Origin of the sequence: Aeromicrobium phoceense, assembly GCF_013868155.1 — a bacterium.
GTDB classification, from domain to species: Bacteria; Actinomycetota; Actinomycetes; order Propionibacteriales; family Nocardioidaceae; genus Aeromicrobium; species Aeromicrobium phoceense.
In genome coordinates, this window is sequence record NZ_JACEOG010000001.1 from 2,572,023 (window position 1) to 2,584,541 (window position 12,519).

At 70.7% G+C, this 12,519-nt stretch carries 12 protein-coding genes; 1 reads left to right on the forward strand and 11 read right to left on the reverse strand.

The window, feature by feature from the left end; all coding sequences use genetic code 11:
- From mltG to H1W00_RS12565, 10 genes are all read right to left on the reverse strand, one after another.
- Positions 1 to 1,140, reverse strand: a complete 1,140-nt coding sequence (gene mltG, locus H1W00_RS12520) for an endolytic transglycosylase MltG (RefSeq protein ID WP_181755992.1) — start codon at positions 1,138 to 1,140, stop codon at positions 1 to 3.
- Positions 1,137 to 1,616 carry a Holliday junction resolvase RuvX gene (gene ruvX, locus H1W00_RS12525; protein ID WP_181755993.1) on the reverse strand — a complete coding sequence of 160 codons (480 nt, stop codon included), beginning with the start codon at positions 1,614 to 1,616 and terminating at the stop codon, positions 1,137 to 1,139. The genes mltG and ruvX overlap by 4 nt, the downstream gene beginning before the upstream one ends.
- Positions 1,613 to 4,270 (reverse strand): alanine--tRNA ligase, encoded by a 2,658-nt coding sequence (alaS, locus tag H1W00_RS12530; RefSeq protein ID WP_181755994.1) that lies wholly within the window; start codon positions 4,268 to 4,270, stop codon positions 1,613 to 1,615. Before alaS ends, ruvX begins: the two co-directional genes overlap by 4 nt.
- Complete coding sequence (locus H1W00_RS12535; protein ID WP_181755995.1) at positions 4,270 to 4,539, reverse strand: DUF6167 family protein; 270 nt, start codon at positions 4,537 to 4,539, stop codon at positions 4,270 to 4,272. The genes alaS and H1W00_RS12535 overlap by 1 nt, the downstream gene beginning before the upstream one ends.
- Positions 4,536 to 5,045 carry a hypothetical protein gene (locus H1W00_RS12540; RefSeq protein ID WP_181755996.1) on the reverse strand — a complete coding sequence of 170 codons (510 nt, stop codon included), beginning with the start codon at positions 5,043 to 5,045 and terminating at the stop codon, positions 4,536 to 4,538. Before H1W00_RS12540 ends, H1W00_RS12535 begins: the two co-directional genes overlap by 4 nt.
- A 10-nt stretch (positions 5,046 to 5,055) precedes the next feature.
- Entirely contained in the window at positions 5,056 to 6,417 is a 1,362-nt protein-coding gene (locus H1W00_RS12545) for an AAA family ATPase (protein ID WP_181755997.1), read from the reverse strand.
- Between the two features lie 16 nt (positions 6,418 to 6,433).
- Positions 6,434 to 6,970 (reverse strand): DinB family protein, encoded by a 537-nt coding sequence (locus H1W00_RS12550; RefSeq protein WP_181755998.1) that lies wholly within the window; start codon positions 6,968 to 6,970, stop codon positions 6,434 to 6,436.
- Positions 6,967 to 8,727 (reverse strand): aspartate--tRNA ligase, encoded by a 1,761-nt coding sequence (gene aspS / locus H1W00_RS12555; protein ID WP_181755999.1) that lies wholly within the window; start codon positions 8,725 to 8,727, stop codon positions 6,967 to 6,969. Before aspS ends, H1W00_RS12550 begins: the two co-directional genes overlap by 4 nt.
- On the reverse strand, positions 8,724 to 10,046 hold the full coding sequence (gene hisS, locus H1W00_RS12560; RefSeq protein ID WP_181756000.1) for a histidine--tRNA ligase: 1,323 nt from the start codon (positions 10,044 to 10,046) through the stop codon (positions 8,724 to 8,726). Before hisS ends, aspS begins: the two co-directional genes overlap by 4 nt.
- A gap of 76 nt (positions 10,047 to 10,122) precedes the next feature.
- Positions 10,123 to 10,818, reverse strand: a complete 696-nt coding sequence (locus tag H1W00_RS12565; RefSeq protein ID WP_181756001.1) for an MBL fold metallo-hydrolase — start codon at positions 10,816 to 10,818, stop codon at positions 10,123 to 10,125.
- Between the two features lie 56 nt (positions 10,819 to 10,874).
- Here H1W00_RS12565 and H1W00_RS12570 point away from each other — a divergent pair, with 56 nt between their 5' ends.
- Positions 10,875 to 12,098 carry a DUF349 domain-containing protein gene (locus H1W00_RS12570; protein ID WP_181756002.1) on the forward strand — a complete coding sequence of 408 codons (1,224 nt, stop codon included), beginning with the start codon at positions 10,875 to 10,877 and terminating at the stop codon, positions 12,096 to 12,098.
- A gap of 94 nt (positions 12,099 to 12,192) precedes the next feature.
- On the opposite strand, the gene H1W00_RS12575 is transcribed toward H1W00_RS12570, so the two are convergent.
- Positions 12,193 to 12,486 (reverse strand): GIY-YIG nuclease family protein, encoded by a 294-nt coding sequence (locus H1W00_RS12575; RefSeq protein WP_181756003.1) that lies wholly within the window; start codon positions 12,484 to 12,486, stop codon positions 12,193 to 12,195.
- Between the last annotated feature and the right edge of the window lie 33 nt (positions 12,487 to 12,519).

Sequence of the window (12,519 nt, forward strand, 5' to 3'; positions counted from 1 at the left end):
TCAGCCGCCGCACGAACCGGCGCCGTACTCGGCCTGGCAGTCGGAGTTGTGCTTGCCGAAGTCCTCGTTGTAGACCACCGAGCCGTCCTTCTTCGCGAAGAAGTACAGCCACGGACCGGTGGCCGGGTTGAGCGCGGCCTCGATCGAGGCCTCGCCCGGCGAGCCGATCGGTCCCGGCGGCAGGCCCTGGTGCTGGTAGGTGTTGTACAGCGACGGGTTGGCGCGCTCCTCGGCCGTGGTCCACACGTCGCCCTTGCGCTCGCTGACGTAGGACACGGTGGAGTCCAGCTGCAGGGGCATGCCCTGCTCGATGCGGTTGTAGAGCACGCGGGCGATCTTGGCGTAGTCCTCGGGCTTCTGGCCCTCGTACTCCAGGATGCTGGCCACCGTGAGGACCTCCTCGCCGGACAGGCCCAGCGCGGGCGCCCGGGTGCCGATGTCGAGGTCCTTGGCCACCTTGAGCGTCTGCTGCACCATGCGGGTCAGGACGGCCTTGGCGTCGTCACCCGGCTCGACGAAGTAGGTCTCGGGGTACAGGTAGCCCTCGGGGTTCCCGTTGGCGTAGTCGGGCAGGCCGATCGAGGCGGGGTCGTCGAGCGCGGCCTCGAGGTCCTTCGACTCGAGCTCGGTGTTCTTGGAGATGATCTCCACGATCTGGCCCACGCGCGCCCCCTCGGGCACCGTGAACTTCGCCTGGACGCGGGCCGACGGGTCGACCAGGGCAGCGAGTGCGGCCTCGGCGGACATCTGCTGGCGCAGCGTGTAGGTGCCGGGCTGGATCTGCTGGGCGCGCGCGTCTGTGAGGCTCAGCTGGTAGAACGCCTCGGACGACTTCACGACGTCCTGCTCGGCCAGGATCCGGGCGATCTGGACGCCGTTCGCGCCCGAGGGGATGGTCACCTCGGCCGTGCCGGTGCCGGATCCGGAGTAGTCCTCGGCGCCGCCCATCCGGTCCATGGCCTTGGTGACCACGACGTAGCCGCCGATCAGGATCGCGATGACCGCGATCAGGGCGATCACGTTCTTCAGGCCCGACTTCTTCTTCGCCGGGGGCTCCTCCTTGCGACGCGAGCCCGGACGGTTGCGTCGGGGCTCCTCCTCGCCGGTCAGGATCTCCAGCCCGCCGTCACTCTCGCTCATCCGTCGTTTCCTTCCGTCGCCACGTCGACCACTTCGCCGGGCGCGCTTCCGCGCGCCTTCTCGGCGTCGATCGCCGACTGGAGAATCACCACGGCAGCCGCCTGGTCGATGACCGATCGTGACGATTTCGTCGTGCGCCCACTCGCGTGCAGCTGGGCCTGGCCCGCCACCGTCGAGAGTCGTTCATCGATCAACCGTACCGAAACACCTGGAAGCGCCGCTGCCAGAGCGGTCGCGTAGGCCCTCACCTTGACCGCGGCGGGGCCCTCGCGACCCGACATCCCGAGGGGCAGACCGACGACGACCTCGAGGGCCTCGTACTCGTCCACGAGCGCCACGAGGCGGGCGATCGAGCCCTCCCCCGCCTTGACGGTCTCGACCGGCGTGGCGATCAGCCCGTCGGGGTCGCACGACGCGACCCCGATGCGGGCGTCGCCGACATCGACCCCGAGGCGGCGTCCCCTGCGCCAGGTCATCCGCGCAGGGCGTCCCGGACGGCGGCGAAGGCCGCATCGATGCCACCGAGATCGGTGCCACCACCCTGGGCGACGTCGGCCTTGCCGCCACCGCGGCCACCGATCCGCTCGCCGACGGTGGCGATGAGCTGCTGGGCCGAGAGGCCCCGGTCGACGGCCTGCGGGTTGAGCGCAACGACCGCGGAGGGCTTGTCGCCCGCCGTGCCGATCACGACGACCACGGCCGGGCGGTCGGCGAGGCGGCCGCGGATGTCGAGCGCGAGCTGGCGCACGTCGCCGCCACCGACGCCCTCGGCACGGTGCGCGACGAACGCGACGCCGTCGATGTCCTCCGCCGACTTCGCGACGTCACCGGCACCGGCCTGCAGCTGCGCCGTCCGGAACTTCTCGAGCTCCTTCTCGGTGGACTTCAGGCGGGACACGAGGTCCTGCACGCGGGCGGGCAGGTCGTCGGCCTTGGCCTTCAGCACGTCGCTGAGCTGGAGCACGAGATCGCGCTCGCGGGCGAGGTACTGGAAGCCCTCGATGCCGGTGAGCGCCTCGATGCGACGGTTGCCCGCGCCCACCGAAGAGTCCGAGGTCAGCACGACGGTGCCGATCTGGCTGGAGCGCTCGACGTGGGTGCCGCCGCAGAGCTCGCGCGACCAGGGGCCGCCGATCTCGATGACGCGCACCTCCTCGCCGTACGTCTCGCCGAACAGCGCGAGAGCGCCGAACTCCCTGGCCTCAGGCAGGGTCATCCAGTGCTGCGAGACTTGCAGGTCCTCGCGCAGCGCCCGGTTCGAGACCTGCTCGACCTGGTGGAACTGCTCGGGGTCGAGCGCGCCGCCCCAGCCGAAGTCGAGGCGCAGGTACCCGGGCCGGTTGTACGAGCCGGACTGCAGCGCCGTCGGGCCGAGCACCTCGCGCAGCGCCGCGTGCACGACGTGCGTGCCCGAGTGCGCCTGGCGGGCGCCGATGCGCCACTCGTGGTCGACCTCGGCCGAGACCTCGGAGCCCGCGGTCAGCTCGCCCTGGACGACGCGCACCTGGTGCACGACGAGACCGCGGATGGGCCGCTGGACGTCGAGCACCTCGGCGTGGCCGCCGTCCCAGCGCAGGACGCCGGCGTCGGCGTTCTGGCCGCCGGACTCGGCGTAGAAGCCGGTGCGGTCGAGCACGACCTCGCCGACCTGGCCCTCGGTGATGACGGGCACCGACTGACCGCCCGAGAGCAGCGCCAGCACCTTCGACTCGGTGATGAGGTTCGTGTACGCCACCCAGTCGGTGGGTCCGAACGCGTCGATCGTCTCGCGGTACACCGTGGTGTCCGCGTGCAGACCCTTCTTCGACTTCGCGTCGGCCTTGGCCCGCGCCCGCTGCTCGGCCATCAGGGAGCGGAAGCCCTCCTGGTCGACCGAGAGACCCTGCTCCTGCGCCATCTCCAGCGTGAGGTCGATGGGGAAGCCGTACGTGTCGTGCAGCTGGAAGGCCTGGCTGCCGCTGAGCACGCTGCCGCCGGACTGCTTCGTCTCGCCCGCGGCCACGTCGAAGATCTGGGTGCCCTTGCCGAGCGTCTGGCGGAACGCCTCCTCCTCGGCGTAGGCGATCTGGCTGATCCGGGCGAAGTCCGTCTCCAGCTCGGGGTAGGACGCCTTCATCCGCTCCATGCTCACCGGGAGCAGCTGGGGCAGCGCGGGATCCTCGTAGCCGAGCAGGCGCATCGAACGCACGGCGCGGCGCAGCAGGCGGCGCAGCACGTAGCCACGGCTCTCGTTGCCGGGCGTGACGCCGTCGCCGATGAGCATGAGGCTGCTGCGGACGTGATCGGCGACCACGCGGAAGCGCACGTCGTCGGTGTGGTCGGCGCCGTAGCTGCGACCGGTGAGCTCGGCGGCCCGCTCGATGACGGGGAAGACCTCGTCGATCTCGTAGAGGTTCTCCTTGCCCTGGAGCAGATACGCGACGCGCTCCAGGCCCATGCCGGTGTCGATGTTCTGCTTCGGCAGCGGCTGGATGACGTCGAACTGGTCCTTGGCGGTGACGTTGGCGATCTCCTCCTGCATGAACACGAGGTTCCAGATCTCCAGGAAGCGGTCCTCGTCGGCCTCGGGGCCGCCGTCGGGTCCGTACTCGGGGCCGCGGTCGACGTAGATCTCCGAGCACGGGCCGCCCGGGCCCTCGACGCCCATGTGCCAGTAGTTGTCGAGCAGGCCGCGGTCCTGGATCCGCTCGTCGGGCAGGCCGGCGACCTTCTTCCACAGCTCGCGCGCCTCGGTGTCGGTGTGCAGCACCGTGACCCAGATCTTCTCGGGGTCGAAGCCCAGGCCGCCGTCGTCGACCGACTTGGTGATCAGCTCCCACGCGAGCGTGATGGCGCCTTCCTTGAAGTAGTCGCCGAAGCTGAAGTTGCCGTTCATCTGGAAGAACGTGCCGTGACGGGTGGTCTTGCCGACCTCTTCGATGTCGAGCGTGCGCACGCACTTCTGCACGCTCGTGGCGCGATCGAACGGCGGCGTCTCCTGGCCGAGGAAGTACGGCTTGAACGGCACCATGCCGGCGTTGACGAACAGCAGGTTCGGGTCGTCGAACAGCAGGGGGGCCGAGGGCACGACCGTGTGGCCGGCGTTCTCGAAGTGGGAGAGGAATCGGCGCCGGATCTCAGCGGTCTCCATCAGAGGGGGTCCTTTGGTTCGGGGGGTTCGGTGGGCTCGGTCAGCGCGAGCCGGGGTTCGTGGTCCAGCAGGTGGTGGCGCAGGTGATCCTCGCGGGCGTGCATCCCCTCGTGCATCTCCGCGCGGAAGGCCCGCACGCCGGAGCCGAGTGCGGCGGCCTGGTCGATCAGGCCCGGCATGGAGAGCCGGTAGGCCGCTCGCTTGGCCTTGACGCTGGAGTACACGCCGGCCGCCGCTCCGGCGACGAACCAGGCGAGACGGGCGCTCATGAGCCCACCCAGCCCTGGCCGCCGGACGACGGGGGCGGACCGTTGGTGGCGCGAGCCGCCGCGCGGGCGGCCCGCTGGCGAGCTCGCCTCCTCGCGCGGTACTCGCGGCGCATCAGGCCGAGGATCCGGTCGCGGCTCTCGGGGCGCAGCGCGTGGGCGATCCCGCCGACGAGGATGTTCAGGCGCACCGACGGGCGCGTCATCGTGGCCGCGACGAGCTGGTCGTGGGTGGGCTGCACGATCACGCGGCCCTCCACGACCCGCACGACCTCGGTGGTCGGCTCGGGCTCGGGGGCCCGGTGATCGAGTGTCGCCGAGGCACGAGGCGATGTATCGAGATCGCGTGAGTCCTCGGGCTGATCTCGATATGCCGCTCCTTCGTCGCGTGCTACTCGATCACCGAGTGCCTTCGCTTCGCGCAACGCTCGCAGCGCGACCATGGCCGCGACCACTGCCACGACCGCCAGGACGGCGGTGGCGACGAGCATCGCGAGCTGCACGGACATGGGAACGAGGTTACCGGTCTCGGACGATGGCGCGGATTCGGGCGAGGCGCTCGGCGATCGCTCCCTCGGCGCCGTGAGGGCCCGGCTCGTAGTAGTCGGAGCCGTCGACGTCGTCGGGTGCGTACTGCTGAGGGACGACGCCGCGGGGGTCGTCGTGCGCGTAGACGTAGTCGTGCCCGTGGCCGAGCTTCTTCGCCCCGGAGTAGTGGGCGTCGCGCAGCGCGGGCGGCACCGCGCCGATCTTGCCCGCGCGGACGTCGGCCATCGCGGCGTCGATCGCGCGGATCACCGCGTTGGACTTCGGCGCCGTGGCGAGGTGGATCACCGCCTGTGCCAGCGGGATCCTGGCCTCGGGGAAGCCGATCATGGCGACCGCCTGGGCCGTGGCGGTGGCCAGCGGCAGCGCCGTGGGATCAGCCATGCCGATGTCCTCGCTCGCGTGGATCATCAGGCGGCGCGCGATGAATCGGGGGTCCTCCCCCGCCTCGATCATGCGGGCGAGGTAGTGCAGCGCCGCGTCCACGTCGGAGCCGCGGATCGACTTGATGAACGCGCTCGTCACGTCGTAGTGCTGGTCGCCCTGGCGGTCGTACCGGACGGCCGCCTTGTCCACGGCGAGCGCGGCGTCGTCGAGGGTGATCTCGGCGTGGCCCTGGTCGGACGCGGCTCCCGCGGCGGCCTCGAGGTAGGTCAGCACACGGCGGCCGTCTCCCCCGGCGAGCCGCACGAGGTGGTCGCGGGCGTCGTCGCTGATCGCGATGTCGCCGCCGTAGCCGCGCTCGTCGGCGATCGCGCGGTCGACCAACAGCGCGATGTCGTCGTCGGTGAGCGGCTGGAGGGTGAGCAGCAGCGATCGGCTCAGCAACGGCGAGATCACGCTGAAGTGCGGGTTCTCGGTGGTGGCGGCCACGAGGCTGACCCAGCGGTTCTCCACCCCGGGCAGCAGCGCGTCCTGCTGCGCCTTGCTGAAGCGGTGGACCTCGTCGACGAACAGCACGGTCTCCTTGCCCCGCGAGAGCGCCTGGCGGGCTCCGGCGATGACCTCGCGGACCTCCTTGACACCCGCGCTCACGGCGGAGACCTCGACGAAGCGGCGGTCGGCCTGGCGGCTGATGAGGCTCGCGAGCGTGGTCTTGCCGGTGCCGGGCGGGCCCCAGAGCAGGACGGTGAGCGGGGCGTTGCCCTCGATCATCCGCCGCAGCGGCGACCCGGGCGCGAGGAGGTGCTGCTGGCCGACCAGCTCATCGAGGGTCTGCGGTCGCATCCGCACCGCGAGCGGGGCGCTCGAGTGCACGTTGCCCGCGAGGGATCCGCTGGAGTCGCGGCGTCCCGAGGCGGGCGCCTCGGGCAGGTCGAAGAGTCCGTCGGTCACCCCACGAGCCTACGGCTCATTCCCCGGTGCGACCGTCGATGCACTCGCGCAGGAGGTCGGCGTGGCCGTTGTGGCGGGCGTACTCCTCGATCATGTGCACGAGCAGGTCACGGATCGCGACGGTGCCGGCGCGGTGGTGGGGCAGCTCGCGGCCGAAGTCGGCCTCGTCGATGCCCTCGAGCCACGCCTCGGCCCGGGCGATCTGCGCGCGCAGGGCCTCGAACGCCTCGTCCACGCACTCCTGCGTGCCGACCGCGCCGTTGAAGTCCGCGTCGCTGTCGTGGGCCTTGAGGAACAGCGGCTCCTCCGGCGACTGCTGCGCCACGCGGACGAACCACGTGTGCTCGACGTACGCCATGTGGCGCACCAGGCCGAGCAGCGACAGCGTGCTCGGCGGCACGCTGCGGTGCGCCAGCTGCTCGGGCGAGAGGCCCGCGCACTTGAGCTGCAGCGTCAGGCGGTGGTTGGCCAGGTACTCCAGGTACGTGGCCTTCTCACCGACCGGCTCGCCCTCGGTGCGCGGGTCCTCCCCCGCAGGCAGCCAGCGACTCACTCGGCGTCGTCGCCTTCGTCGGGCTCGGCGTCGACGCCGGCCTCGGCGCGCTGCTCCGGCGTGATCCGGGCCGGAGCCGCGGTCAGCGGGTCGTAGCCGCCACCGGACTTCGGGAACGCGATGACCTCGCGGATCGAGTCGGCGCCGGCGAGCAGCGCGACCGTGCGGTCCCAGCCGAACGCGATGCCGCCGTGCGGCGGGGCGCCGTACTTGAACGCCTCGAGCAGGAAGCCGAACTTCTCCTGCGCCTCCTCGGCGCCGATGCCCATGATCTCGAAGACGCGCTTCTGCACGTCCTCGCGATGGATACGGATGGAGCCGCCGCCGACCTCGTTGCCGTTGCAGACGATGTCGTAGGCCTGCGCCAGCGAGTCGCCGGGCGTGGCGAGGGTCTCGGGGTCCTGAGGCGCCGTGAAGGCGTGGTGGACCGCGGTCCACTCGCCGCCGCCGACCGCGACGTCGCCGGAGTCGAGCTCGCTGACCGACTCGAACATCGGCCAGTCGACGACGAACGCGAAGGCCCACTTCGACTCGTCAATGAGGTTCTCGCGCTTCGCGATCTCGATGCGCGCGGCACCGAGCAGCTGGCGCGAGCTCTTGACCGGGCCGGCCGAGAAGTAGACGGCGTCGCCGGGCTTCGCGCCGGCGGCCTCCACGAGGCCGTCACGCTCGGCGTCGGAAAGGTTCTTCGCGACGGGACCGGTGAGGGACCCGTCCTCCTGCACGAGCACGTAGGCCAGACCGCGGGCGCCGCGCTGCTTCGCCCACTCCTGCCAGCCGTCGAGCGTGCGGCGGGCCTGCGAGGCACCGCCGGGGTGCACGACCGCGCCGACGTAGGGCGCCTGGAACACGCGGAACGGCGTGTCCTTGAAGTAGTCGGTCAGCTCGACCAGCTCGAGGTCGAAGCGCAGGTCGGGCTTGTCGGAGCCGTACTTGCTCATCGCGTCGGCGTACGTGATTCGCGGGAACGGCGTGGGCAGGTCGACGTCGATCAGCTTCCACAGCGCGACGTAGATCTCCTCGGCCAGCGCCATCACGTCATCGGGCTCGACGAAGCTCATCTCGATGTCGAGCTGGGTGAACTCGGGCTGGCGGTCGGCACGGAAGTCCTCGTCGCGGTAGCAGCGCGCGATCTGGTAGTACCGCTCGAGGCCGCCCACCATGAGCAGCTGCTTGAACAGCTGGGGGCTCTGCGGCAGCGCGTACCAGCTGCCGGGACGCAGGCGTGCCGGCACGAGGAAGTCGCGCGCGCCCTCGGGCGTGGAACGGGTCAGCGTGGGCGTCTCCACCTCGACGAAGTCGTGGCGGTCCAGGACGGCGCGGGCGGCGGCGTTGACCTTCGAGCGCAGCCGCATCGCGTGGGCCGGGGCCGGCCGGCGCAGGTCGAGGTAGCGGTGCTTGAGGCGCGCCTCCTCCCCCACCTCAACGTGCTCGTCGATGGGGAACGGCAGCGGCTCGGACCGCGACAGGATCTCGACGTCGTCGGCGATGACCTCGATCTCGCCCGTGGCGATCGCGGCGTTCTCGTTGCCCTCGGGACGGCGCTGGACCGTACCGGTGACCTTGAGGCAGAACTCGCTGCGCAGCTGGTGGGCGACGTCCTCGCGGACGACGACCTGGGCGACGCCGCTGGCCTCGCGCAGGTCGATGAAGGCGACTCCGCCGTGGTCGCGGCGGCGGGCGACCCAACCGGCGAGGGTGACGCTCTCGCCGATGTTCGCGGCCGTCAGGGTTCCGGCGTCATGGGTGCGGATCACGCTGTCGTCTCCTTGTGGGTCACCTGCGGTCGCAGGTCGGTCTCGGGGGGCGTCCAGGCGTCGGGATCGGCCGACACCTGCTCGCCGGTTCTGATGTCCTTCACCTGGTCGCCGTCCTGCGTGACGAACCAGACGAAGGGGATGCCACGGCGCTCGGCGACGCGGATCTGCTTGCCGAACTTCTGGGCCGCGGGGGCCACTTCGCAGGCGATGCCACGGGCGCGCAGGCGCTGGGCGATGGCGTCGCTGCCGGGACGCGAGTCCTCGTCGTTGACCGCCACGAGGACGGCCGACGGAACGGAGCGCGACGCGGTGACGCCACTCGTGGTCAGCGTCGAGAGCAGGCGCGAGACGCCGATCGACAGGCCCACGCCCGGGTACGTGCGCTTGCCGTCGCTGGCGAGCTCGTCGTAGCGGCCGCCGGAGCAGATCGAGCCGAGGCCCGGGTGCTCGGCGACGCGGGTCTCGAACACCGTGCCGGTGTAGTAGTCCAGGCCGCGCGCGATGCGCAGGTCGGCGGTGACGGTCACGCCCTCGACGGTGGCACACCCCGCCACGACGGCCTCCAGCTCGGCGAGTCCCTCGTCGAGCAGCGGGTGCTCGACGCCGAGGTCGCGGACCTGCTGGACGAACGACGTGTCGGTGGTGACGATCTCGGCCAGCGCGAGGCACGACGTGGCCTGGGCCTCGGTGAGCCCCTGCTCGCCGAGCAGGTCGGCGATCTTGTCGGCCGACAGCTTGTCGAGCTTGTCGATCACCTGCATCACGGCGGTGGGCCTCTCGATGCCCAGGCCCAGGTAGAAGCCCTCGAGCACCTTGCGGTTGCTGACCTGGAGCGTCAGCGAGAGGCCCGGGATCGGCAGCCCGGCCAGCGCCTCGGCCATGACCCGCGCGACCTCGACGTCGAAGTGGAACGGCAGCGCGCCGTCGCCGACGATGTCGATGTCCGCCTGGGTGAACTCGCGGAACCGGCCGGCCTGGGGGCGCTCGCCGCGCCAGACCTTCTGGATCTGGTAGCGGCGGAACGGGAACTGCAGGTGACCGGCGTTCTCCACCACGTAGCGCGCGAACGGCACGGTGAGGTCGTAGTGCAGGGCCAGCTCGGAGGCCTCCGACTCGTCGGCGTGCAGGCGGCGGACGGCGTAGACCTCCTTGTCGATCTCGCCCTTGCGCAGCAGCGTCTCGAGCGGCTCGACCGCTCGCGTCTCGATGTTGGCGAAGCCGTGCAGCTCGAAGACGCGGGCCAGGTGGTCGAACACCGCCAGCTCGACGCTGCGCTCCGCCGGCAGGAACTCGGGGAAGCCCGACAGCTTGCTCACGGCGCCACCTCCGTCGAAGAAGCACAGTACGGAAGCGCCGCCATGAGGTGCCTGATTGGATCTCGCTGGCGCTCGATCATGCGGTCAGCTCCAGCAGGAAGGGGTTCGTGGCCTTCTCGCGGCCGATCGAGGTCTGCTGGCCGTGGCCGGGCAGCACGACGACGTCGTCGGGCAGCGTCAGCACCTTGGTCTGCAGGCTGCGCAGCATCTCGGCGTGGACGCCGCCGACGAGGTCGGTCCGACCGATCGAGCCGAAGAACAGGAAGTCACCGGAGAACATGATCTGCGAGACGGGCTCGTCACCGGTGTAGTCGACGCGGTAGGCCACGGTGCCCGGCGTGTGGCCCGGGCAGTGGTCGACGGTGAGCGTCAGGTCGCCGACCTGGATCGTGGCGCCGTCGACTGCGTCGCGGACCTCGGCCGGCTCGGAGAACTGCGACTCGTCGATCTCCCCGAGCTGCTGGCGCAGCATCGCCGCCGACTCGCCCGAGATCGCGGCCATCGGGTCGGCCAGCAGGTGCCGGTCGGCCGGGTGGATCCAGAGCGGGCAGCCGTACTCGTCGGCGACCCGCGCCGCGTCCCACATGTGGTCGAAATGGCCGTGCGTCACCAGGACGGCGGCGGGGGTCAGGTCGTGCTCGGCCACGACGGCGCGCACGCCCTCTGCGGACTGCATGCCCGGGTCGACGATCGCGCACGGGGAACCCGGGCCGGAGGCGACGAAATAGCAGTTCGCCTGCAGTGGTCCGGCGGGGAAGGCGGTGAGAAGCACGTCCGTCAGGGTACGCGAGGAGGACCTGACGCCGCGAACCTCCTAGACTGACCGCCATGAGTGATTGGGGCCGCGTCGACGCGGACGGCAACGTCTACGTCAAAGAGGGCGATGGCGAACGTCTGATCGGGCAATGGGTCACCGGAGGCGACGCCGCTGAGGCGCTCGCGTTCTACACCCGGCGCTTCGACAACCTCGAGACCGAGGTCGACCTGCTGGAGAAGCGCATCGAGGCCGGAACCGTGTCGCCCGACGACGCGACCAAGGCCGTCGCCACGATCCGCGAGCAGCTCGTCGACGCACAGGCGATCGGCGACCTCGCGTCGCTGTCGGCGCGTCTCGACAAGGTCGAGCCGGCCCTCGGCGAGCTCCGCGCCAAGCGCAAGGCCGAGCGCGAGCAGCGCACCGCCGAGGCCACCGAGGCCAAGACCCGCATCGTCGCCGAGGCCGAGAAGATCGGCGCGGGCCAGGACTGGCGCAACGGCGCCGACCGGCTGCGCGCCCTGCTCGACGAGTGGAAGGCGCTCCCCCGCCTCAGCAAGTCGGCCGACGACGAGCTGTGGCACCGGTTCTCCACCGCTCGCACCGCCTACACGAAGAAGCGCAAGGCCCACTTCGGTGAGCAGAGCGTGCGCCGTGACGAGGCGAAGAAGATCAAGGAGAAGCTGATCGAGGAGGCCGAGGCCCTCTCCGGCTCCACCGACTGGGGCGCCACCTCGGGCGCCTACCGCGACCTCATGCAGCGCTGGAAGGCTGCCGGCTCCGCTCCGCGCAACGTCGAGGACAAGCTGTGGAAGCGCTTCCGCGCGGCGCAGGACGTCTTCTTCCAGGCTCGCGAGGCCGCCAACGCCGCGCAGGAGTCCGAGTTCGCCGAGAACGCCACGGTGAAGCGCGAGATCCTCGTCGAGGCCGAGGCGCTGCTGCCGATCAAGGATCTCGAGGCCACGCGCCGTGCCTGGCACGACATCGCCGACCGCTGGGAGGCCGCCGGCAAGGTGCCGCGCGACCAGATCAAGGAGCTCGAGGGCCGCATCCGCGCCGTCGAGAAGGCGATCCGCGACGCCGGTGACCAGGAGTGGAAGCGCACCGACCCCGAGAAGTCGGCCCGCGCGGACGACATGATCACCAAGCTCGAGGACGCCATCGCCGGCATCGAGGCCGACATCGCCAAGGCCGAGGCGGCCGGCGACGCCAAGAAGGTCAAGAGCCTGCGCGAGAACCTCGAGTCGCGCCAGGCGTTCCTCGAGATCGCCCGCCGCACCGCCTCCGACTTCGGCTGATCTCGATACGCCGCTCGCTGCGCTCGCGAGCTACTCGATCACCGGTTCCTCGGTGATCGAGTAGCGGGGCGAGGAACGAGCCCGCGTATCGAGATCATGCGTCCCGGCGCCAATTTCGCTTCTTCGCCAGCCCGGGCAAGAGGTGGAGGTCGCCGCGCATGAGCGCCTCGCGCTTGGCTCGAGACCACCCCTGGATCTTCTTCTCCGCCGCGAACGCATCGACCACTGATGCGAACTCGTGGGACCACAGGAGCTCGACCGGGAGCCGGTGCCTCGTGTACTCCGCGCCCGTGCCGGTCTGGTGCTGGCGGAGGCGTCCAGCGAGGTGGCGTGTGCTGCCGACGTAATAGGAGCCGTCGGAGCACCGGAGGATGTAGACGTGAGCCATCCGCTCAGCGTGGCGGAGATCTCTGGGTGAACC

What these genes read in the sequence shown, in the direction of transcription:
- H1W00_RS12535 (WP_181755995.1), bottom strand. Translation starts at nt 4,539, where the DNA reads ATGAGCGCCCGTCTCGCCTGGTTCGTCGCCGGAGCGGCGGCCGGCGTG.
- H1W00_RS12540 (WP_181755996.1), bottom strand. Translation starts at nt 5,045, where the DNA reads ATGTCCGTGCAGCTCGCGATGCTCGTCGCCACCGCCGTCCTGGCGGTC.
- ruvX (WP_181755993.1), bottom strand. Translation starts at nt 1,616, where the DNA reads ATGACCTGGCGCAGGGGACGCCGCCTCGGGGTCGATGTCGGCGACGCC.
- H1W00_RS12575 (WP_181756003.1), bottom strand. Translation starts at nt 12,486, where the DNA reads ATGGCTCACGTCTACATCCTCCGGTGCTCCGACGGCTCCTATTACGTC.
- mltG (WP_181755992.1), bottom strand. Translation starts at nt 1,140, where the DNA reads ATGAGCGAGAGTGACGGCGGGCTGGAGATCCTGACCGGCGAGGAGGAG.
- H1W00_RS12570 (WP_181756002.1), top strand. Translation starts at nt 10,875, where the DNA reads ATGAGTGATTGGGGCCGCGTCGACGCGGACGGCAACGTCTACGTCAAA.
- alaS (WP_181755994.1), bottom strand. Translation starts at nt 4,270, where the DNA reads ATGGAGACCGCTGAGATCCGGCGCCGATTCCTCTCCCACTTCGAGAAC.